At 38.5% G+C, this 20,045-nt stretch carries 23 protein-coding genes; 9 read left to right on the top strand and 14 right to left on the bottom strand.

Going from position 1 to position 20,045, the window contains the following annotated elements; all coding sequences use genetic code 11:
* The first annotated feature begins 67 nt into the window (after positions 1 to 67).
* The 4 genes from DR017_RS11715 (at position 68) to DR017_RS11730 (ending at position 2,190) form a co-directional block, all read left to right on the top strand.
* Positions 68 to 877 carry an enoyl-ACP reductase FabI gene (locus DR017_RS11715; RefSeq protein WP_002680779.1) on the top strand — a complete coding sequence of 270 codons (810 nt, stop codon included), beginning with the start codon at positions 68 to 70 and terminating at the stop codon, positions 875 to 877.
* Positions 877 to 1,086 (top strand): membrane protein insertion efficiency factor YidD, encoded by a 210-nt coding sequence (gene yidD / locus DR017_RS11720; RefSeq protein WP_002680684.1) that lies wholly within the window; start codon positions 877 to 879, stop codon positions 1,084 to 1,086. The genes DR017_RS11715 and yidD overlap by 1 nt, the downstream gene beginning before the upstream one ends.
* A gap of 101 nt (positions 1,087 to 1,187) precedes the next feature.
* Positions 1,188 to 1,766, top strand: coding sequence for a hypothetical protein (locus DR017_RS11725; protein WP_002680679.1), 579 nt, complete (start codon positions 1,188 to 1,190; stop codon positions 1,764 to 1,766).
* The gene (locus DR017_RS11730) at positions 1,735 to 2,190 is read left to right on the top strand and encodes an SMI1/KNR4 family protein (protein WP_002680754.1); all 456 of its coding nucleotides are present in this window, start codon (positions 1,735 to 1,737) and stop codon (positions 2,188 to 2,190) included. Before DR017_RS11725 ends, DR017_RS11730 begins: the two co-directional genes overlap by 32 nt.
* Positions 2,191 to 2,211: 21 nt before the next feature.
* Here DR017_RS11730 and DR017_RS14555 read toward each other — a convergent pair whose 3' ends face one another.
* The 7 genes from DR017_RS14555 to sucC all read right to left on the bottom strand — a co-directional run bounded on the left by DR017_RS14555 (position 2,212) and on the right by sucC (position 10,068).
* Complete coding sequence (locus DR017_RS14555; RefSeq protein ID WP_172458410.1) at positions 2,212 to 2,529, bottom strand: hypothetical protein; 318 nt, start codon at positions 2,527 to 2,529, stop codon at positions 2,212 to 2,214.
* Positions 2,530 to 2,936: 407 nt separating this feature from the next.
* Entirely contained in the window at positions 2,937 to 3,317 is a 381-nt protein-coding gene (locus DR017_RS11740; protein ID WP_002680655.1) for a type II toxin-antitoxin system HicB family antitoxin, read from the bottom strand.
* 15 nt (positions 3,318 to 3,332) lie between these two features.
* Complete coding sequence (locus DR017_RS11745; RefSeq protein ID WP_002680670.1) at positions 3,333 to 3,512, bottom strand: type II toxin-antitoxin system HicA family toxin; 180 nt, start codon at positions 3,510 to 3,512, stop codon at positions 3,333 to 3,335.
* 157 nt (positions 3,513 to 3,669) lie between these two features.
* Positions 3,670 to 4,179 (bottom strand): lipocalin-like domain-containing protein, encoded by a 510-nt coding sequence (locus tag DR017_RS11750; protein WP_002680707.1) that lies wholly within the window; start codon positions 4,177 to 4,179, stop codon positions 3,670 to 3,672.
* Between the two features lie 450 nt (positions 4,180 to 4,629).
* A complete protein-coding gene (gene metE, locus DR017_RS11755) occupies positions 4,630 to 6,930 on the bottom strand; it encodes a 5-methyltetrahydropteroyltriglutamate--homocysteine S-methyltransferase (protein ID WP_040361650.1) in 2,301 nt (766 codons plus the stop codon).
* 158 nt (positions 6,931 to 7,088) lie between these two features.
* Entirely contained in the window at positions 7,089 to 8,795 is a 1,707-nt protein-coding gene (gene ggt / locus DR017_RS11760) for a gamma-glutamyltransferase (RefSeq protein ID WP_002681098.1), read from the bottom strand.
* Positions 8,796 to 8,874: 79 nt separating this feature from the next.
* Positions 8,875 to 10,068, bottom strand: coding sequence for an ADP-forming succinate--CoA ligase subunit beta (gene sucC / locus DR017_RS11765; RefSeq protein ID WP_002681011.1), 1,194 nt, complete (start codon positions 10,066 to 10,068; stop codon positions 8,875 to 8,877).
* A gap of 139 nt (positions 10,069 to 10,207) precedes the next feature.
* Between sucC and tsaD the strand changes: the two genes are divergently transcribed.
* Complete coding sequence (tsaD, locus tag DR017_RS11770) at positions 10,208 to 11,224, top strand: tRNA (adenosine(37)-N6)-threonylcarbamoyltransferase complex transferase subunit TsaD (RefSeq protein ID WP_002681087.1); 1,017 nt, start codon at positions 10,208 to 10,210, stop codon at positions 11,222 to 11,224.
* Positions 11,225 to 11,302: 78 nt separating this feature from the next.
* Complete coding sequence (locus DR017_RS11775; RefSeq protein ID WP_002681040.1) at positions 11,303 to 12,085, top strand: class I SAM-dependent methyltransferase; 783 nt, start codon at positions 11,303 to 11,305, stop codon at positions 12,083 to 12,085.
* Between the two features lie 91 nt (positions 12,086 to 12,176).
* Here the strand turns inward: DR017_RS11775 and DR017_RS11780 are convergent, their stop codons facing one another.
* Complete coding sequence (locus DR017_RS11780) at positions 12,177 to 12,821, bottom strand: hypothetical protein (protein WP_002681031.1); 645 nt, start codon at positions 12,819 to 12,821, stop codon at positions 12,177 to 12,179.
* Between the two features lie 99 nt (positions 12,822 to 12,920).
* Between DR017_RS11780 and DR017_RS11785 the strand changes: the two genes are divergently transcribed.
* On the top strand, positions 12,921 to 14,102 hold the full coding sequence (locus DR017_RS11785; protein ID WP_002681020.1) for a C1 family peptidase: 1,182 nt from the start codon (positions 12,921 to 12,923) through the stop codon (positions 14,100 to 14,102).
* Between the two features lie 111 nt (positions 14,103 to 14,213).
* Here DR017_RS11785 and DR017_RS11790 read toward each other — a convergent pair whose 3' ends face one another.
* The 3 genes from DR017_RS11790 to DR017_RS11800 form a co-directional block, all read right to left on the bottom strand.
* Positions 14,214 to 14,591 carry a RidA family protein gene (locus DR017_RS11790; protein ID WP_002681047.1) on the bottom strand — a complete coding sequence of 126 codons (378 nt, stop codon included), beginning with the start codon at positions 14,589 to 14,591 and terminating at the stop codon, positions 14,214 to 14,216.
* A 7-nt stretch (positions 14,592 to 14,598) separates the two neighbouring features.
* Positions 14,599 to 16,311 carry a M23 family metallopeptidase gene (locus tag DR017_RS11795; RefSeq protein ID WP_002681049.1) on the bottom strand — a complete coding sequence of 571 codons (1,713 nt, stop codon included), beginning with the start codon at positions 16,309 to 16,311 and terminating at the stop codon, positions 14,599 to 14,601.
* A gap of 165 nt (positions 16,312 to 16,476) precedes the next feature.
* Positions 16,477 to 17,184 carry a metal-dependent hydrolase gene (locus tag DR017_RS11800; protein WP_002681019.1) on the bottom strand — a complete coding sequence of 236 codons (708 nt, stop codon included), beginning with the start codon at positions 17,182 to 17,184 and terminating at the stop codon, positions 16,477 to 16,479.
* 139 nt (positions 17,185 to 17,323) lie between these two features.
* Here DR017_RS11800 and def point away from each other — a divergent pair, with 139 nt between their 5' ends.
* Both def and DR017_RS11810 read left to right on the top strand, forming a co-directional pair.
* Positions 17,324 to 17,905, top strand: coding sequence for a peptide deformylase (gene def / locus DR017_RS11805; protein WP_002681010.1), 582 nt, complete (start codon positions 17,324 to 17,326; stop codon positions 17,903 to 17,905).
* 30 nt (positions 17,906 to 17,935) lie between these two features.
* Positions 17,936 to 18,343: a DUF5606 family protein gene (locus DR017_RS11810; RefSeq protein ID WP_002681042.1), complete on the top strand. Its 408-nt coding sequence runs from the start codon at positions 17,936 to 17,938 to the stop codon at positions 18,341 to 18,343.
* A gap of 73 nt (positions 18,344 to 18,416) precedes the next feature.
* Here DR017_RS11810 and rpmF read toward each other — a convergent pair whose 3' ends face one another.
* The 3 genes from rpmF to DR017_RS11825 form a co-directional block, all read right to left on the bottom strand.
* Positions 18,417 to 18,611: a 50S ribosomal protein L32 gene (gene rpmF, locus DR017_RS11815; RefSeq protein WP_002681079.1), complete on the bottom strand. Its 195-nt coding sequence runs from the start codon at positions 18,609 to 18,611 to the stop codon at positions 18,417 to 18,419.
* A gap of 10 nt (positions 18,612 to 18,621) precedes the next feature.
* Positions 18,622 to 19,155, bottom strand: a complete 534-nt coding sequence (locus DR017_RS11820; protein ID WP_002681064.1) for a YceD family protein — start codon at positions 19,153 to 19,155, stop codon at positions 18,622 to 18,624.
* Between the two features lie 90 nt (positions 19,156 to 19,245).
* Positions 19,246 to 20,001, bottom strand: a complete 756-nt coding sequence (locus DR017_RS11825; RefSeq protein ID WP_050772808.1) for a response regulator transcription factor — start codon at positions 19,999 to 20,001, stop codon at positions 19,246 to 19,248.
* Positions 20,002 to 20,045: the final 44 nt, after the last annotated feature.

The raw sequence follows: 20,045 nt of genomic DNA on the forward strand, positions 1-20,045 counted from the left end.
TTTATACAGAAATATTTTGTATATTTGCCCCACAGAAACAAATTTCACCTTATAAAAAGAAAGAATTATGTACAATTTATTAAAAGGAAAAAAAGGCATCATCTTTGGTGCTTTAGATGAAAATTCTATTGCTTGGAAAACAGCAGAGCGCGTACACGAAGAAGGCGGTAAGTTTGTACTTACCAATGCTCCCGTGGCAATGCGTATGGGACAAATAAAAAACTTAGCCGAAAAAACTGGCTCTGAAATTATTCCTGCCGACGCTACCAATATGGATGACCTCCAAAATTTGGTGACTAAAGCAATGGAAATTTTAGGTGGTAAGTTGGATTTTGTATTGCACTCTATCGGTATGTCGGTGAATGTGCGTAAAAATATCCCTTATACCGAGTCTAACTATATGAATACTGAAAAAGGTTGGGATGTTTCAGCACTTTCTTTCCACAAAGTATGCCAAGTGCTTTACAAAAATGATGCAATGAACGAGTGGGGTAGCATCGTTGCCCTTACTTATATGGCAGCTCAACGCACCTTCCCTGATTATAATGATATGGCTGATAACAAAGCCTACTTAGAGTCTATTGCGCGTAGCTTTGGCTATTTCTTTGGTAAAGATAAAAAAGTGCGCGTGAACACCATTTCACAATCACCTACTGCTACCACCGCAGGACAAGGTGTAAAAGGATTTGATGGTTTTATTGCCTACGCCGATGCGATGTCACCACTGGGCAATGCTACCGCTCAAGATTGTGCTGATTATACAGTATCTCTCTTCTCTGACCTTACTCGCAAAGTAACGATGCAAAATCTCTTCCACGATGGAGGATTCTCTAATACAGGTGTAAGCCAAGAGGTAATTGAAAGATTTGGTAAATAATGAAATACCTTTTCATTTATTTGGTACGCTTTTATCAGGTAGCTATTTCACCACTGAAACCGCCTACTTGTAGGTATACCCCCACCTGCTCTCAATATACTTTGGAAGCCCTACAAAAATATGGTTTCTTTAAAGGAGGCTGGTTGGCTATCAAGCGTATATGTAGTTGCCACCCTTGGGGAGGTAGTGGCTACGACCCTGTACCTTAACAAAAAAGCAAAGTGAAATTAAATCTTCACTTTGCTTTTTTTGTAACTGATTATTTTATACTTTTGTACTTGTAATTATCATCATTAAATATCTAAACTTTATGAGAACCATTGCTTTTATTGTATTATCCTTACTGTTGTTTTCGTGTAAAACAGCACAGCGCCCTAAAATGACTACACCCTTAGACGAAGCTGCTATAAAAACACTCAATGAGGGAACGTACTATGTGTATTCAGAACCTATAGAAAAGCAAACACCTTTGTTCTTTCCGTTACTACCTAAAGAATACCAAGAAAAAGCACAATCTTCAAGTAAATTCAAATTGCAAGTAAAAGCCGATTCGCTTTATGTGAGTTACCAAAAAGTAAAGGATAGTACAACCACCGTTACGATGAGGGCTGGCTTCAAAGGCAAACAGAAAAAGAACTTTTGGCAGCGTTATAATAGGTTTAGAATCTATCCGTTTATACCTATTTATTTAGGAGTGGATATTGATAGAATACGCATAGCTCCTGATAAAGACGGTAATTTATTAGTAGAAGTGTATAGAGACCTACAAGGCGCTGTGTTTTTAATACAATTTTTCAACACCTATTACGATACTTTCGTATTTAAAAGAGAAGAACAAACTCAAAAACCTATATCTAATGAATTATCTAAAGAAACTACAACAGAGTGATGAATTTGAATACTGTGAAGGTGCTACTGCCGAAGAAATTCAAATTGTAGAAACATCTTTAGGAGTATTACTTCCTAAAGCGTATGTAAAGTTCTTGAGCGAATGTGGCTCTTGTAACTTTGGAGATACTTATATCAATGGAGTTTACAAAGAAGATGGGACATTATCATATCCTGTGGTAGAACTCACAAAACAGTTGAGAGAAGAACTTAACCTCCTCGATGATTTTATCGTACTCAATTACGAAATAGATGAATACTTGATTCTATATAAAGTCTCAAAAACAGATCGCCTCAACGATTCAAAAGTATATGATGCTGAAATACATTGTAATAAAGACGGTAATTTTGTAATGAGCAAACCTACACTTCTATTCAATTCTTTTAATGAATATTTTGAGGATTTCTTAGAATTAGCAGACTAATTACTATGTAAAAATAAGCCTTTAAAATGTTGTAAAATTGCTTATTTCTACAAAAATGTAAAAATAAGTCATTGCTATTATGTTTATTTTTACTATTTTTTCTTTCCAAAGTAATGAAATATTTTTAAAAAAGAGGGTGTCTAAAAAGTTTTGTTTTGTGAGACGGGTGGGACAAATGGGACAAGTAGGACGGGGAGAGAATTTTGAATTGGGCACAAACTGCAAGCTTGTGCCAGCGGGGGGAAACGCCACACCATGTTGCTCAAACAGAGAAAGGCGGAGTTTGCGTTGCTGTATATTCCATAAAAGGACTGACAAAACTGACAAAAGACGTGCCATATTCAACTTGGCACGTCTTTTGCTATATCACTTGATAGATTATCGTAGGATTTTCTCGTTAATTGACATCGTTGAGCCATTTTTGCCTATCGGTTTCCAAATAACACTTCAAGTTGTAAGTGTTGTGAGAGCAATACAAAACATAGTTATTAACTATAAAAACTATATCAAAAACATGAAGAAAGTATTTAGGAAAATTCAGAAAGGAACAACAAAAATGATTGAACGTATCAAATCGTTGGGGGAAATGGAGACGAAGCAGAAATGTGTAGTTCAACGGTTCGAGATTATCATTCCCCTCCACCAAAAATAACGACCCAATATATAGCCTGAGGCTGTCCGAGAAGTTCTTTGGATAGCCTTTTTCTAAAAAAACAGAGGCTGTCCGAAAAGGGTAGCCTCTTTTTCTATAACTGTATACTAAGTAATTCTGCACCGAGTTTATGCAACCCTTCTTGTATTTTTTGACGTTGAGCTGTACGAGGTTTTTTAAGCCCCACAGCGTATTGATGTATCAATTTCTGATTGATACCTGTGAGTCGTTCAAAGGCGGGGTTGCTTATTATCCCTTTAAAATATTGTAACAGACTTTCAGTGTCATATTTGTAGGTAAGTTGGTAATTGTTATAAGGAAAATTACCGAGTTCTTTTTGCAGAGCAATAGCCTCAAAGATACCGTTTTTAGCCTCTTGAACAGTTTCACCTCCTGCACTTATACCTTCTACATTTTCAGCATAAGCCCAATAAAAATCGTTACTGCGTTCTATAATGATAGTAATGTTTTTCATATTATATAATGTTTTTTAGGATAGTTCCATTTCCTTTTTTACCTTTTTCTCAAGTCCTTTCCCTACCTCTTTACTTCCGTGATATGGTACGGGATAAGTTTTATCACCTTTTTGATAGATATAATGACTTCCAGAAACCCTTATTAGTATCCAATCATTTTCAGTGATAAGCCGATGTAACTCACTTGACTTCATATATTAGTTTAATTGGTTTTTGATGTTGCAAAGGTATATGTTTATATACTTATATCCAAATTTTTGATGAAATATTTTATAAAAAAGAGCAAAGCGAATTAACACTTTGCTCTTTTTGTTCCTTAAATAAGTTTCTAAGGGTAATGATATAGGAAGTTTATTGCTTTATATAGGTTTCTACAAAAGTATGCTTTTTACCTTTTTCATCTTCTATTGAGTAACTAAAAGTCAGTTTATTTCCTACTATAGAAAATGTACAAGAAACAGCTCCTTTTGTTGTTTTCAAAGCAATTATATTACCAGATATTGTATAGATAAATGACATAGACTCACATTCACATTCTTCTTTACTATTTGGGTGAGCATCAACACAAGTATTTGATACGCCTTCTTTTTCTAAAAATGTAAAAGTACTACGATAAATACATTTTTTTGTGGTTTCAGATATTTTTTCTCCAATATCTGAAGCATAATCTTCTAAACTCTTCCCATCAATAGTCCTACTTTCTAACTTCCAAGTGCCAATCAAATCCTTGTTTTGTACGTTTCCTCCACTATCACTTTTGCTACAAGCGATAAGGGTTACTAAAATTACTGCCATAAAGGCTACTACCTGTGTAGCAGTGCGAAAAGTCGCCCACGCTACGTTTTTGTTTTTGTTTTTCATAGCTATTGTTTGATAAAAATTAAGTTTATACCTACTCTGTTCAGGCTTTTCGGTTACCGCCTTTTAGGTAGGTTTCGTTACATTTAGACAATAAAAAAACGTGGAAACATTCCTTATTGCTCAATTTCTGAAGCCCGACCAAAGGCTATGTTACAAAGCAAAAGGAATGCCCACGTAACCGCAGGCATTTCCACTTTCACTTTCCTTGTAACATTGAAAAATTGGTCGTTTTCAGAAATTAGGAAACTGTAAAGCGAAACGCTATATGTTATTTTATAATACTATTTTAAAAACTATACGAGTTAGTACTTCTTATAATAGTTATTTTGGTTTAATGGGGCAAATGTATAAAAAAGTTTTATTTCTACAAAACAAAAGAACAATTTTAACACAAAAAAGCAATGTGCATTTTCTCGCACATTGCTTTTTTTATTAATTACTTCTTATGTCTTATTTGTAGAGATTGCGAAGTTCTTTGGCGGTATCAACCATTGCGTGAAGAGCTGCTTTGGTTTCTGGCCAGTGGCGTGTTTTAAGTCCGCAGTCGGGGTTTACCCACAATTGCTCTTTTGGTACTACCGAAATGGCTTTCTTCATCAAGTTGGTCATTTCTTCTTGTGATGGTACGCGTGGTGAGTGAATATCGTATACCCCAGGTCCTATTTCGTTAGGATATTTAAAGTCACCAAATACATCGAGGAGTTCCATTTGTGAACGTGAGCATTCTATGGTAATCACATCGGCGTCCATATCGGCGATAGCTTCAATCATATCGTTGAACTCAGAATAGCACATATGGGTGTGGATTTGGGTTTCGTCTTTCACACCTGAAGCTGAAATGCGGAACGCTTTGATTGCCCAATCAAAGTAGGCTTTCCACTCGCTTTTGCGCAATGGTAATCCTTCGCGGATAGCAGGTTCGTCTATTTGAATTACTTGTATACCCGCTTTTTCAAGGTCTACCACTTCATCACGGATAGCCAAGGCTATTTGTAAACAAGTTTGAGAACGAGGTTGATCATCACGTACAAACGACCATTGCAAGATAGTTACAGGTCCTGTAAGCATACCTTTTACTGGCAATTTGGTAAGCGATTGTGCGTATTTGCTCCAGCGTACAGTCATTGGTTCAGGGCGTGAAATATCACCAAAGATAATCGGTGGTTTTACGCAACGTGAACCATAACTTTGTACCCAACCGAATTTAGTGAAGGTATATCCTTTTAGTAATTCGCCAAAGTATTCCACCATATCGTTACGCTCAAATTCGCCGTGTACAAGTACATCAATATTGGTATCTTCTTGAAAACGGATAGACTCTTCAATTTCTTTTTCCAATAACTTGTCGTATTCGGCTTGAGTGAGTTCTCCTTTTTTGAAGCGAGCACGCCAGCTGCGTACCTCGTCGGTTTGAGGGAATGACCCAATAGTAGTTGTAGGGAAGAGAGGTAAGTTCAACGCTTTGTGTTGTGCTACTTTACGCTCGTTGAACGGACTGTGGCGCACATCGTCTTTGGCTGTGATGTTGTTCACGCGCTCTTTCACTTTGTTGTCGTGGATAAGCGGTGAAGTTTTACGTGTTTCAGCTGCTTTTTTGTTTTCTTCAAACACAGCTTTTACCTCAGGAGTTATTTGTCCGTTAGCAATTGCTTGCAAAGTAGTTACTTCTTTTACTTTTTGTTTAGCAAAAGCCAACCATTGTTTGATTTCAGGGGTAAGTACTTTCTCGTTGTTTTCGAGTTCGAGGTTGCAAGGAGAGTGCAATAATGAGCAAGAAGTAGCTATCAATAGGCGGTCAGCACCGATAGCTTCTTTGGCTTTCTCAATCAATGCTAATGAGTGTTCGAAGTTGTTTTTCCAAATATTACGTCCGTCTACTACTCCAAGTGATAGTTTTTTATCGGCAGGAAGAGCTTTGAGCACTTTGTCAAGTTGAGCTGCTGCACGCACTAAATCAATGTGCAATACGTTGAAAGGCAATGAAACAGCTAATTCGGTATTGTTATCGAGTGCGCCGAAGTAAGTAGTGAGGATAAATTCGGTAGTAGGGAATTTGCTTCTTAGTTCGGTATATATTTTTTTGTATACATCGGCAGCACCTTCAGGAAGGTCGAGAGCTAAGTAAGGCTCGTCTATTTGAATAGTTTTAGCACCTGCATCTACTAAACTTTGTACAATTTGTACATACACAGGCAATAGACGATCAGCCAAGTCTAAGCGGTGGAAACCTTGTTCTTTTTCTTTACCGAGAAGCAAGTAAGTTACCAATCCGATAAGCACAGGTTTAGTGTCAAAACCGTGTTTTTTAGCCAAGTTGTATTCTTGCAAAGGTTTGTTTACCAATATACGGAAAGATTGGTCTTTAGTAAACTCGGGTACTATATAGTGGTAGTTGGTATCAAACCATTTGGTCATTTCCATAGCGGTAATGTCGATACCATTTTTTTGATAGCCACGTGCCAAAGCGTAATAACGCTCCAAATTGCTCAACTGATGGATAGGAGCAAAACGCTCAGGAATAGCGTTTACTGTAAACGAAAAGTCAAGCATTTGGTCATAGAAAGAAAAGTCGTTAGAAGGGATCAAGTCAACCCCTGCTTCTCTTTGTAGTGTCCAGTTATGAACACGAATATTTTCAGCCACAGCAAGGAGTTCTTCTTCTGATATTTTACCAGCCCAGAATGACTCATTGGCTTTTTTAAGTTCTCGTTTTTCACCGATACGAGGATAACCTAATACGTTTGATTTCATATAAAATTTTTATTTTGAGTGCAAAGCTACAATATTTTATCAACTTACCAAAATAATACATTAAAAAAATCATTTTAGTAGTTAAAATAGAATATTTTTCTGTTTTTTAATATTGTAAAAGGAATAATTACTGTTTTATTTGATTGTGTTATTTAATTTTAGTATCCTACAGCTGTGTCATCACCACGAGGGTCGGCACCACCTTCTAAGCTGCCATCGGGTTGTACTAAAATAGCATCAACTTTGCCGATGATAACAAAGTTTTCTTCACGAGGTTTATAGCCTTTGGTTTTGAGTTTGGCAATGACTTCAGGAGCAAATCCGTTGGGCTCATACATCACATCATCGGGTAACCATTGGTGGTGGAAGCGCGGTTTACTCACCGATTCTTGCATTGTCATACCATATTCGGCTACATTGAGAAAACACTGTAATACTGAGGTGATGATAGTGGAGCCGCCAGGAGTGCCTATCACCATAAAGAGCTTACCTCCTTTTTCTATAATGGTGGGGCTCATAGAACTAAGCATACGTTTGTTAGGAGCAATAGCGTTTTTTTCGGAGCCTACCAATCCATAGGTATTGGGTTCGCCAGGTTTGATGCTAAAATCGTCCATTTGGTTATTGAGGAAGAAACCTCCACCTTTCACATATACCTTGCTACCATAATTGGTATTGAGGGTAGTAGTAACTGCTACAGCATTACCAAATTGGTCTACAATGGAGTAATGAGTAGTTTCATCGCTTTCGTAACCTCCTATTTTACCGTGTGCTATCTCACTTGATTTACTTGCTTTCTCCCATGAAAAACTACTCATACGCTCTTTGAGATAATCGGGAGAGAGGAGTGTTTCGGTAGGGACTTTCACAAAGTCGGGGTCGCCCATATAGTAAGCCCTATCGGCATAAGCACGGCGTTCGGCTTCTACTAATAACTGAATGTATTGCTCGCCGTTATGAGGATACTGACCTATATTATAAGGTTCTACACTTTTGAGAATCTGTGCCAAACAGATGCCTCCACTTGAAGGCAGGGGCATAGAATTGACCGTGTAATCTTTATAAGTGAAAGTAACAGGCGTGCGCCATTGAGGTTTGTAGTTCTTGAGATCGTCTAAGGAGAGGATACCGCCGAGTTCTTGCACGTAGGCAACAATGCGTTTGGCAGTTTCACCCTCGTAAAATTCAGCCTTCCCATTATCGCGTATGCGTTCTAAGGTTTGCGCAAATTCCTCGTATTTGAAGCGTTCACCCGCTTTCCAACCATTTTCAAAAGGAGTAATATAGTTATTTGCCTGCTTGATGAGGTCAACATTTTTGCTCATATAAGAATCGACTTGCAACTGAGTGATGAGCACTCCATTGCGCGCCAAGTCGATAGCAGGCTGGATAAGTTCGGCAAAAGGAAGAGAGCCAAACTTTTGATGTACTGCAAAGAGGCCAGCGATAGTACCTGGCACACCTACTGATAAAGCGCCTAATGTACTTTTATCGGGGATGACATTGCCATCTTTGTCTAAATACATATCGCGATGCGCTTTAGCAGGAGCTTTTTCGCGATAGTCTAAAGCGCCTTTTTCGCCATTAGCTAAACGGTACACCATAAAGCCGCCGCCGCCTATATTGCCAGCATTGGGGTAAGCTACAGCTAAGGCAAGTTCGGTAGCTACCATTGCATCGAAAGCATTACCTCCTTTTTTGAGGATAGTAAGACCTATTTGTGAGGCTTCTTCTTTGGCACTCACCACCATAGCGTGTGTGGCTACTACTCCTTTTTCGGGAGAGGTGTGTTTTTCAGTAGGTGTATTGCGGCAACTTATGAGTAAGGTTATAGCAGTGAGGATAGAGAAAATTCTTTTTATCATAAGTTTTCTGTTTTTAGAAATGAACTTTGCCAAAGTTCTGAACTTTGGCAAAGTTGAATGTACAATTCTTAAGTGATTATTAGCTAAGCACTTCCTTCACTTTATCAGCAGCTTCTTGGAAGAGGATTGCAGAGTGAACGGCTAAGCCTGAATTGTCTAAAATTTCTTTAGCAAGTTCGGCATTAGTACCTTGCAAACGCACGATGATAGGCACTTTGATAGCATCGCCCATATTTTGGTAGGCATCTACAACTCCTTGAGCTACGCGGTCGCAACGCACAATACCACCAAAGATATTGATGAGGATAGCCTTTACATTAGGGTCTTTGAGAATAATGCGGAAAGCAGCTTCTACGCGTTTGGCATCGGCGGTACCCCCTACATCAAGGAAGTTAGCAGGTGAACCACCCGCTTGTTTGATTAAGTCCATCGTAGCCATTGCGAGTCCAGCACCATTTACCATACAGCCCACGTTACCATCGAGAGCGACATAGTTGAGGCCAACGGCTTTAGCTTCTACTTCTACAGGGTTTTCCTCACGTGTGTCGCGATAAGCTGCATATTCAGGGTGACGGAAAAGCGCATTGTCATCAAGAGTTACTTTGGCATCTACTGCCATTATTTTATTATCAGAAGTTTTTAGAACAGGGTTAATTTCAAACAAGCTCGCATCAGAAGATACATAAGCATTGTAGAGTGCTGTTACGAACTTCACCATTTCTTTTTGAGCGTCACCAGTAACTCCTAAGTTGAAAGCAATTTGGCGAGCTTGGAAAGGCAAGAGCCCTACAGCAGGATCGATTTCTTCGGTGAAGATAAGATGAGGTGTTTTTTCGGCTACTGCCTCAATATCCATTCCTCCTTCGGTAGAATACATAATCATATTCTTACCTTTGGCACGGTTTAATAGTACCGACATATAGAACTCTTTAGGTTCGCTTTCTCCAGGGTAATATACATCTTCGGCGATGAGCACTTGATGTACTTTTTTTCCTGAAGGTGGCGTTTGAGGCGTAACGAGTTGCATACCTATAATTTGAGAAGCGATAGGCTCTACTTGGTCTAAACCTTTGGCTAACTTAATGCCGCCGCCTTTACCGCGCCCTCCGGCGTGCACTTGTGCTTTTACCACATACCACTGAGTATTAGTGGCTTCGGTGAGTTGTTTAGCAGCCTCTACTGCTTCAGTGGGGGTTTGAGCAACGATGCCACGCTGTACGCGCACCCCAAAACTTGAAAGGATTTCCTTTCCTTGGTATTCGTGTAAGTTCATACGAGAATGATTTGGTAACTATTCGGCAAAGATACGAAACAATTTATTAATTAGCAAAAAATAATTAATAATACTTCTAAAAATTGCTAATTTGCTAATTAGCAAATAATCCTTACTTTTGCATTTTAAACTGAAAAGAATGAAAAATACCTATATATTAGCTATAGAATCTTCTTGCGATGACACTTCTGCCTCAGTGCTTTGTAATGATAAAGTACTTTCTAATGAGGTGGCAAACCAAGAGGTTCATAAACAATACGGTGGGGTAGTGCCAGAATTGGCTTCACGCGCTCACTTGCAAAACATAGTACCCGTAGTGGCTCAAGCGCTCAAAAAAGCAGGAATAACCAAAGAAGAACTCTCGGCTATTGCCTTTACCAGAGGACCTGGTTTGATGGGGTCGTTGCTCGTGGGGACTTCATTTGCAAAATCGCTGGCAATGGGACTAAATATCCCACTCATTGAAGTGAACCATATGCAGGCACATATTTTGGCACATTTTATAGAGGAGAGTCAGCCGAAACCCGAGTTCCCTTTTCTCGCAATGACTATCAGCGGGGGGCATACCCAAATTGTGAAGGTAAACAGTTTTTTTGATATGGAGGTGCTGGGCGAAACTCTTGATGATGCAGTAGGGGAGGCGTTCGACAAAACTGCTAAAATATTAGGACTTCCTTACCCTGGGGGACCTCTCATCGATAAATACGCCCAAGAGGGTAACCCTAAAGCCTTTACCTTCTCTAAGCCTAATATACCAGGTCTTAACTTCAGTTTTTCTGGACTTAAAACAGGTATTCTCTATTTTGTGCAGAAAAACACTGAGGAAAATCCTAATTTTATAACTGAACATTTAGCTGATATTTGTGCTTCAGTACAACACACGATTGTGGAAATACTGATGAGCAAACTCAAAAAAGCTGTAAAAGAAACAGGTATCAAGCAAGTGGCTATTGGAGGGGGAGTATCGGCTAATTCGGGTATTCGCAATGCTCTCACAGCTTTAGGACAGCAATACAGTTGGCAAACCTTTGTGCCTAAATTTCAGTATTGTACCGATAATGCAGCGATGATAGGTATCGTAGGTTATCACAAGTTTTTGGAAGGAAATTTTGTAGCACAAGAAGTCACTGCTCAAGCGCGACTTTCTTTTAATTAGCAGATTTGTTAATTTATTTTGAATGTTTCAAAATAAATTCGTACTTTTGTCTCCTAAATTATAAAAACCATTGAAACGATGAAGACAGAAACATCATTAAATGAAAAACAAGGGCACTGGATTCTCGCCAAACTCGGCAAGAAAGTGTTGCGCCCAGGAGGAAGAGTACTCAGCGAATGGTTAGTAAAAAACTTAGAGATTACCTCCAAAGATGATATTGTAGAGTTTGCCCCAGGCTTAGGATTTACGGCTAATATAGCCTGTTCTTACAAGCCTTTCAGCTATACGGGAGTAGATATGAATGAGGCAGCTGCTGCTTTGGCTAAAAAGAATATTCACTATGAGAATTCACGCGTGATTGTAGCTGATGCCGCAGCTTCTACACTTCCTGATGCTTTTGCTAATAAAGTGTATGGAGAGGCGATGCTCACTATGCAACCTCTTGAACACAAAAAAGCTATTATTGCAGAGGCTTTTAGGATACTCAAACCAGGAGGTTATTACGCTATTCACGAATTAGGCTTACAACCAGACAATGTGAGCGACGAGGTGAAAAACGATGTTTTTAAAGAACTAAGTGCTAATATACGTGTGCACGCACGCCCAATGACCCCCAGTGAGTGGAAAGCTCTTTTTGAAGAGCAAGGTTTTAAGGTAGTGAAAGAACAGCACAACGCAATGCTCCTACTTGAAAACAAGCGTGTATGGCAAGATGAAGGGATATTCCGCACGCTTAAATTCTTCTTCAATCTCTTTACCCACCCCGATTTGCGCAAACGCGTAATGAATATGAAGAAAACGTTTAGAAAACACCAAAAGAACTTAGATGCTATTGCTCTTGTTGTTCAAAAACCTCTTTAAACGATTTTACAAAAAAGCTCATATCTTTATAGGAAATTTCCTATAAAAATATGAGCTAAAAAAAGTAACAAATAAAAATAATTCTTCTCTTTTATTGGTCTTTTACAATTACGAGTTGCGCTTTTGATCCTGTTGCTAAATCCCAACGGTTGCGTATAATGGTATTGCCTTTGTCATCCAGCACCATAAACTCGGCTGTATTAGGACCCGATTCGCCTTGGTTGAGCGCTAAAAACTCTACTTTGTTGAAGCCAGGTTTTAATTCTACTTTAAAACCTCTGAACTCTCCAAGGAGAAAAATGTCGCGAACTTCTTCTACTCCATTCACATATAAACTCACTCGATCGCCATCAATAGCAGCGAAGTCGCGACAATATACATTTACAAACTTTCCATTATTAGTGAAGTCACCAAAAAACTGGTCGCCTTTAGGAGCTTCGTAATCTTCTCGCTTATGGTCGTTCAGTACCTCATAATTAGGTTTGAACTCTACTTTACGCTGTACTAAATTGCTTTTTCCTGTAAAATCAATGCTTTTTTCGGGCACCTTCATCCAAGGGTTGTTTTCTTTTTTAGGAGCTACCCGCAGATTGATAGGGCTACCCTTGTACTCCAGCTCAGGTGATTTTTCTAAAGGAATGACAACCTTCTCATCTTTTTTCCGTGTTTCAAACGGTTGAGCCTGAGCAGCTAAGCATCCTAATAAAAGTAATATGTACAAGCATAAATATTTCATAATGTTTGAGCATTTACTTTTTTATAGCTATAATTATGCCAAATTTGCTATTTTGGTAATTGTTTCATACCTTTGCGCTTCATTATTAAGTATTCTTTTATGAAAAACATTACATTATTTGTAGCGCTATCTTCCTTTTTTATAGGAACTGCACAGGACGACCTTATCAAATCGGTAGCTGGTAACCACTCAGAAAACGCTGGTTTTAAGTTTACTACCGTTATCAACCTCGAACGCACCGACGTGAAAGACCAAGGTAGCAGCGGCACTTGCTGGAGCTATGCAGGGGCTTCGTTTATTGAAAGTGAAATGAAGCGTATGGGCAAAAAGCCTATTGACCTTGCTGAAATCTTCACTGCTCGCAATTGCTATATCGAAAAAGCTAAACAATACGTGCGTATGCACGGAAATTTAGATTATGGACAAGGAGGAGAGCTCCACGATGTAATTAATATGTACGCCAAATATGGTGCTGTACCTCAAAATGTTTATACAGGTTTGCACTATGGTACTACCCGCAATGATTTTGGTGAACTACACGCTATCTTGAAAGGATTTCTTGAAGGAATGCTAAAGAACGGAGAGAAAAAGAATAAACTCACTCCTAATTGGTTACCTGCTTTCACCGCGACCATCGATGCTTATTTAGGTGCAGTGCCCGAAAGTTTTATGTATGAAGGCAAAAAATATACTCCTCAGAGTTTTGCTAAAGAGCGCGTAGGTATCAATCCTGCCGACTATATAGAAATGGTATCGTATGCCGACCAACCTAAATACCAAAATGTATTTATGGCAGTACCCGATAACTGGAGCTTTGATTACGCTTACAATATCGCAATGACCGACCTTACAAAAACCATTGACAACGCTCTTAAAAAAGGTTATACTGTAGCGTGGGCAGCCGATGTGAGTGAGCGTTATTTCAGTTGGAAAAACGGAGTGGCTTTTGTGCCTGAAAAAGAAGTGAGTGAGATGAGTAACGAGGAAGCCTTGTATCTTTTTTCTAATCCTCCTACTGCCGAGAGAACCATCACCCCCGAGATGCGTCAGCGTGATTTTGACAACTATCAAACTACCGATGACCACGCAATGCACATTGTAGGGCTTGCTAAAGACCAAAACGGACGTGAGTACTACATCGTGAAAAACTCTTGGGGCTTGCGCAACGATTATGAAGGCTACTTGTATGTAACTAAAGCCTTTGTAGAGTTCAAAACAACTGCCATTATGCTTCACAAAGGCGGAGTGCCTAACGATATCCTCAAAGGGTGGAAAAAATAGTATTAGTAATACGAAATTGCTAATTTTCTTTCATAGGAAATAAATACAAAAACAAATCCCCGCAAGATTTAGTATAAGTCTTGCGGGGATTTTTTTCTCTACACGGTATTACTACAATACAGCAATACAAGAAATTTCTACTTCTACGGCTTTAGGCAATTGAGCTACTTGCACAGTTTCGCGTGCGGGTGCTGTTGCCTCGTTGAAATAGCGTGCATATACGCTATTTACTTGCGCAAATTGCCCCATATCGGCTAAGAAAATAGTGGTTTTTACTACATTCTCAAAAGTAGCTCCTGCTTCGGTGAGAATGGCTTTGAGGTTTTCCATCACTTGCTCGGTAGCAGCTTCTATGCCTTTTACTACTTCACCTGTTGTAGGATTTACAGGAATTTGTCCTGATACGTAGAGCGTGTTGCCAGCTTTTACCGCTTGTGTGTAAGGGCCTATTGGTGCTGGCGCTTTTTCTGTAAAAATGATATGTTTCATATAGCTATTAGTTATTAGTCGTTATTTTGGTAAAGTTTGCTTTTAGAGTTCCTATGTTACCTACTTTGTCTTTCGCATTTACGATGAGCTCGTATTTATCAGTTTTAGTAGTATCAATATCACTAAAATGGAAAGTAAGGCATTTGTTTTTGGGTTCGTATTCAAAAAGTATCCACTCACCATTAAGGGTTGCTGAACAAGAAGAAAAACCACTTAAATTATCGCTTACTAAAATTTTGAGAGTATCGGCTTTTACGATACCACCATTTTTGAAATTCACGGCTTTGAGAGTAGGAGCAGTTACATCTTTGCGCAAGGTAAAAGTACCAAAGTTGCGCGCACGTGCTGTAAATACACCATCTTTATAAACTGTAGGTTCATAGCTGCCGCCACGTGATAGGAACATCTTGCTAGCTTCTTCGGGCGTATAACTATCGTCTTTTATTGTTATAGTAAAGTATTTCTGAGCAGGAATACGGTGATCACCTACGGTAATAGAATCTTTTTTGCTGGTGATGAGCATTTGCACATCCTCATAAAGGGTATTTTCAGGTAAATAAACACTGCCGTGTTCTAATTCATAGTAGTTATCGCGAGTGGCTACCACCTGTTTGTTGCCTTTAGGTTCGGGGCGTGGAGTTTTTAATATTTCGCGTTTGCCTTCTATAGGAATGTTGATAGTAGTGGCATTCCCTTTGAAATCTTCGGCTATAATAGTAACAGTGTATTGTTTGCCTTCTTCTATGGTAAGGTAGCCAAAATTGCTTTTGGTAGGAGGGGTAGGGTAGACGTCCAAACGGTTGTTAGGCAGTTTGTAAAGACGTTGTACCATCACTCTTTTTTGAGTATACATCTCGTAGTCTATCAGAGCGTTGAGGTAGCGTGTGTCGTTGTAATTCACCTTGTCTAAAACAGTTTGGAATTGTATCTCTCCATTGAGCAGGAGGGTTACTTTGTAGATGCCATTCCGGTGCATTGTCTCATTTTGGCGGTCAAAACCTTGAATGCCAAATCCAATAGTACCAATAGCACTGATATTATCGGTGAGGTAGGTGCGGTCGGCTTGTAAAGTTTTATTGATTTGTCGGGGGAGTTGAGTGCTTTCTATTTGAGCATCTTTGCCGAGTGAATAACCATAGAGGTTTATAATTTCGGGAGGAGTAGTATCTTCAATGAGGTCTTTAAAACCAAAGAGCAGTGGATTCCAGCCATTGTCGCTGGTATCACGTACCTCAAAGTGTAAGTGAGGTCCTTGGCTACCCCCTGTGTTGCCACTGAGGGCTACCCAATCACCTTGTGCTACGGGAAATTGTTTTTCATTGAGGATAATATCGATGTCGTAAGTTTGTTGTGCATATTGTTTTTGTTTTACAAAAGCCTCTATTTCGGGAGCGTATTTTTGCAAGTGTCCATAAGTGGTTACATAGCCGCTCGGATGGGTGATATACAGCATTTTACCATAACCATACGGACTTACTTTGATACGAGAGATATAGCCTTTATCGGCAGCTAAAACTTGCAATCCTTCGCGACTTTCAGTTTTTAAGTCGATACCGCCGTGGAAGTGATTAGGGCGCAATTCGGCAAAAGTACCTGCGAGTAAAGGTTTGGTATTCAGAGGAATGATGGGTTTAAATTCTTGACCTTTTAAGGTAAGAGGTAAGGAGTAAGAAATAAGAGATAAGAGGATAGTTAAGTGATAAGTGATAAGTTTTTTCATTCTTTGCTAATAAAAGTTTTGCATATAAAACGGCGCAAAAGTAAGAATAATTTGTCAATTAGCCAATTTGTCGATTCGTCAATTTGTAAAATGTACAAAAAAACTTTGTTGAAATTTAGAGATTTCAACAAAGTTTAATAGTAGTTATTATTTAACAACTAATACCTATAAGGTACTAACTTTCAAATCTTTTAAATCTAAGGAAGCCCCTATTTCTAAGAGGTGAAGGCGACGATGGTCGTCTTTGAATTTGCGTTTAGCAGCTTCTTTATCAATTTTGATTACAGGAAAGGTATCGTAATGTACGCCCAGCACGTTGTTTACCTCTACAAAACGAGCAGCTGTAAGGGCATCGCGCACTCCCATAGTATAGTTGTTGCCGATAGGGAAAATAGCTAAATTCACTTTGTATTGGTGAGGGATAATTTTCATATCGTAATGCAAGGCGGTATCTCCTGAAATGTAGATAGTATCATCATTACAATCAATCAAGAAACCTGCAGGATTACCCCCATAAGAGCCATCGGGGAAAGATGAAGAGTGTTCAGCTTTAATCATCTTGATTTTTACTTTGCCATCTACAAATCGGTGAGAGCCCCCAAGGTTCATAGCGTGACCACTGAGTCCTAAATTTTCGTAATGAGCGAGAATTTCGGGATTGGTAATTAGCTGAGCACCTGTGCGTTTAGCAATAGCTTCTACATCGGCAATATGGTCGCCGTGGGCATGAGTAATGAGAATGTAATCAGCTTTAAGCGTATTGATATCAATGTGTGAAGCCAAAGGATTAGGGCTAATGAAAGGATCTACAAGAAAGTGAGTCCCATCAATGTCTATATTCACGCAAGCGTGACCTAAATAAGTTACTTTCATAATAATTTTTTTATAGGTTATCAACAAGGCAAAGGTAGTGATTTATTTTTTAAAGTGCAAAATAATTTAATAATTGGCAAATTGGCTAATTAGCAAATTATTCTTATCTTTGCCGCCGCAAAATATAAAAAATATCACAATGGTTTTACCTATTATAGGATATGGCGACCCTGTGCTTAGGAAAGTAGGGGAGGATATTACCCCTGATTATCCTGAGCTTAAAGCGCTTATCGCCAATATGTACGACACTATGCGTCACGCTTATGGTGTAGGCTTGGCTGCCCCACAAGTAGGGCTTGCTATACGTTTGTTTGTAGTAGATGCCTCTCCGTTTGCTGAGGACGATGACTTAACAGCTGAAGAACAAGCGTTTTTGAAAACCTTTCAAAAAACTTTCATCAATGCTAAAATCACCGAAGAAACAGGTGATAAATGGAATTTCAATGAGGGGTGCCTCAGTATTCCAGGGGTGCGTGAAGATGTGAGCCGCCACAAGCAAATTACTATTGAATACCTTGATGAGGATTTTAAACCTCAAACACTCACTCTTGATGGTTTGGCAGCGCGTATTGTTCAGCACGAGTATGACCATATAGAGGGCATACTATTTACTGACAAACTTTCAGCCTTTAAAAAACAGCTTATCAAAACTAAATTGAACAATATTATGAAGGGGAAAGTGAAGGTAGATTACAGAATGAAATTTTCAAATGCTAAGTAATAATAAGTAATCAATATTAAAAATATAAAAATGAATTTAACGAAAATACTTGCCATATCGGGAAAACCAGGTTTGTATCATTTAGAAACGCAAACGCGTACAGGATTTTTAGCTACTTCTTTAGCCGATGATAAACGTATTTCGGTAGGAATTCGCAACAATGTGAGTTTATTATCAGAAATTGCTATCTACACTATGGAAAAAGAAGTGCCCCTTAGTGAAGTGTTTGAAAGTATGAAAACTTTAGAAGAAGGTAAAGAAGCAAGTGTATCAGCAAAATCTGATGGAGCTACTTTAGAGTCTTATTTTTCTAAAGTACTTCCTAACTACGATCGTGACCGCGTATATGCTAGTGATATTAAAAAAGTAATACAATGGTATAATCTCCTACTCAGCAAAGGATTTTTAGAAGAAACTCCAACTGAGGAAGAAGCATAAAAAAGAGGCTGTGAGAATTAATTCTTACAGCCTCTTTTTCATTTAAACTTCATTTTTGTATGAAAGCTACTGATTACTCAGCGTTTTCAGTATTGTCAATAAGTACTTGTCCACGATAGTAAAGTTTACCTTCATGCCAGTGTGCACGGTGGTACAAGTGGTTTTCGCCCGTTGTAGGGTCTTTTGCAATTTGTGGAAGTACTGCTACATCGTGAGTTCTTCTCTTATCTCTTCTTGTTTTTGATTGTCTTCGCTTAGGATGTGCCATTGCTTAATATTTATTTATCAGTTATTAATTTTTTTAAACTTTCCCATCTTGGGTCTATAGCTTGTGGAGCTATATGGTTTTCTTTTGGGGCTAATGCTTCAAGTTTGTCTAACACCTCGGAGTGCATCGAACCATTGATTACATCAGGATGTACGCGTTTTGCTGGGATTGATAGTACAATGAGTTCATAAAGATATTGAGCTATCTCTAATTGATGTTCGCCGTGAGGGAGTATTAGTAACTCTTCGTCGTCATCGTTGTATTCTTCACCGAATTTTACTACCAAGAACAATTCACCAGTTATAGGTAAATCAAAAGGTTCATTAGAAACATCACAATTCACATTCACTGTTCCTTTGTTGTGAAAGTGCAATTCCATAAGGTTGCTCTTTTTTTCTAAATCTACAGTGATAGTTTGTTGAGTATTGTTTATTTCATCAAAACTAAAAAGTTCTAAAAACTTTTTATCAATATTGTAAATAAACTGATGTTTTCCTTGTTTTAAGCCTGCAAAAGAAATAGTATAATCTTTTAACTTTCTCATTTTCTACAAGTTCAGTAATTGATTGCCTATCTTTTGAGGCGCAAAGGTAAGAATTTTCAGTGAACTACCAAAAAAAAAGTAAAAAAGTTCCTAAATAAAGCCGTCAGCATCTTTGTTAGCAACCAATCTAAAACCTTCACCGTGGATGTTTAGAATTTCTACTTTCTCATCTTTTTTCAGTAATTTTCTCAGTTTAGCGATATATACGTCCATACTGCGAGAGGTAAAATAGTTGTCGTCTTTCCATATTTTAGAAAGGGCGAGTTCTCGTGACATAAAGTCATCAGTATGTAGAGCGAGGAGTCGCAAGAGTTCATTCTCTTTAGGAGAAAGTTTCATAGGCTCTTCGTCTTTGTATTTAAGGATACGCAACTTTGTATTGAGGAAAAAATTACCTATTTCAAACTCAAACTTATTGTTGTCTACCATTGTCTCAATGTTTTTGCGTTGTAACATTGAGCGTATTTTCATTAAGAGAATTTCGGAATCAAAAGGTTTGTTGAGGTAGTCGTCGCCACCTGATTTGTATCCTTTGATAACATCTTCACGCATAGTGCGAGCGGTAAGGAAAATGATAGGAATTTTCTCGTTTTTCTCACGGATTTCTCTTGCAAGGGTAAAGCCATCTTTGTAAGGCATCATTACATCGAGAATGCACATATCAAAGATTTCTTTTTTGAATAGCTCAAAGCCTTCCATACCATTTTTAGCTAAGGTTACATCAAAACCACTCATTACTAAGTAGTCTTTGAGTACTGTGCCAAAATTAGGGGCGTCTTCTACTAAGAGGATACGTTTATCCTCTGTAGAAGGTTTGGCAGGGTAATAGTTTCCGTTCATATTCATTTTTTATTTGTTTTTTTTTTGTTATTTAAAGTTTGTTATTTTAG

It is taken from the genome of Capnocytophaga sputigena (genome assembly GCF_900446695.1).
GTDB lineage: Bacteria > Bacteroidota > Bacteroidia > Flavobacteriales > Flavobacteriaceae > Capnocytophaga > Capnocytophaga sputigena.

Excerpts from the sequence above, each read along its gene's own strand:
- def (WP_002681010.1), top strand. The coding sequence starts at position 17,324 with ATGGTTTTACCTATTATAGGATATGGCGACCCTGTGCTTAGGAAAGTA.
- DR017_RS11810 (WP_002681042.1), top strand. The coding sequence starts at position 17,936 with ATGAATTTAACGAAAATACTTGCCATATCGGGAAAACCAGGTTTGTAT.
- DR017_RS11750 (WP_002680707.1), bottom strand. The coding sequence starts at position 4,179 with ATGAAAAACAAAAACAAAAACGTAGCGTGGGCGACTTTTCGCACTGCT.
- DR017_RS11725 (WP_002680679.1), top strand. The coding sequence starts at position 1,188 with ATGAGAACCATTGCTTTTATTGTATTATCCTTACTGTTGTTTTCGTGT.
- rpmF (WP_002681079.1), bottom strand. The coding sequence starts at position 18,611 with ATGGCACATCCTAAGCGAAGACAATCAAAAACAAGAAGAGATAAGAGA.
- DR017_RS11795 (WP_002681049.1), bottom strand. The coding sequence starts at position 16,311 with ATGAAAAAACTTATCACTTATCACTTAACTATCCTCTTATCTCTTATT.
- DR017_RS11780 (WP_002681031.1), bottom strand. The coding sequence starts at position 12,821 with ATGAAATATTTATGCTTGTACATATTACTTTTATTAGGATGCTTAGCT.
- yidD (WP_002680684.1), top strand. The coding sequence starts at position 877 with ATGAAATACCTTTTCATTTATTTGGTACGCTTTTATCAGGTAGCTATT.
- DR017_RS11730 (WP_002680754.1), top strand. The coding sequence starts at position 1,735 with ATGAATTATCTAAAGAAACTACAACAGAGTGATGAATTTGAATACTGT.
- DR017_RS11790 (WP_002681047.1), bottom strand. The coding sequence starts at position 14,591 with ATGAAACATATCATTTTTACAGAAAAAGCGCCAGCACCAATAGGCCCT.
- ggt (WP_002681098.1), bottom strand. The coding sequence starts at position 8,795 with ATGATAAAAAGAATTTTCTCTATCCTCACTGCTATAACCTTACTCATA.
- sucC (WP_002681011.1), bottom strand. The coding sequence starts at position 10,068 with ATGAACTTACACGAATACCAAGGAAAGGAAATCCTTTCAAGTTTTGGG.
- DR017_RS11745 (WP_002680670.1), bottom strand. The coding sequence starts at position 3,512 with ATGAAGTCAAGTGAGTTACATCGGCTTATCACTGAAAATGATTGGATA.
- DR017_RS14555 (WP_172458410.1), bottom strand. The coding sequence starts at position 2,529 with ATGGCACGTCTTTTGTCAGTTTTGTCAGTCCTTTTATGGAATATACAG.
- metE (WP_040361650.1), bottom strand. The coding sequence starts at position 6,930 with ATGAAATCAAACGTATTAGGTTATCCTCGTATCGGTGAAAAACGAGAA.
- DR017_RS11800 (WP_002681019.1), bottom strand. The coding sequence starts at position 17,184 with ATGAAAGTAACTTATTTAGGTCACGCTTGCGTGAATATAGACATTGAT.
- DR017_RS11785 (WP_002681020.1), top strand. The coding sequence starts at position 12,921 with ATGAAAAACATTACATTATTTGTAGCGCTATCTTCCTTTTTTATAGGA.
- DR017_RS11775 (WP_002681040.1), top strand. The coding sequence starts at position 11,303 with ATGAAGACAGAAACATCATTAAATGAAAAACAAGGGCACTGGATTCTC.
- DR017_RS11820 (WP_002681064.1), bottom strand. The coding sequence starts at position 19,155 with ATGAGAAAGTTAAAAGATTATACTATTTCTTTTGCAGGCTTAAAACAA.
- DR017_RS11740 (WP_002680655.1), bottom strand. The coding sequence starts at position 3,317 with ATGAAAAACATTACTATCATTATAGAACGCAGTAACGATTTTTATTGG.
- tsaD (WP_002681087.1), top strand. The coding sequence starts at position 10,208 with ATGAAAAATACCTATATATTAGCTATAGAATCTTCTTGCGATGACACT.
- DR017_RS11825 (WP_050772808.1), bottom strand. The coding sequence starts at position 20,001 with ATGAATATGAACGGAAACTATTACCCTGCCAAACCTTCTACAGAGGAT.
- DR017_RS11715 (WP_002680779.1), top strand. The coding sequence starts at position 68 with ATGTACAATTTATTAAAAGGAAAAAAAGGCATCATCTTTGGTGCTTTA.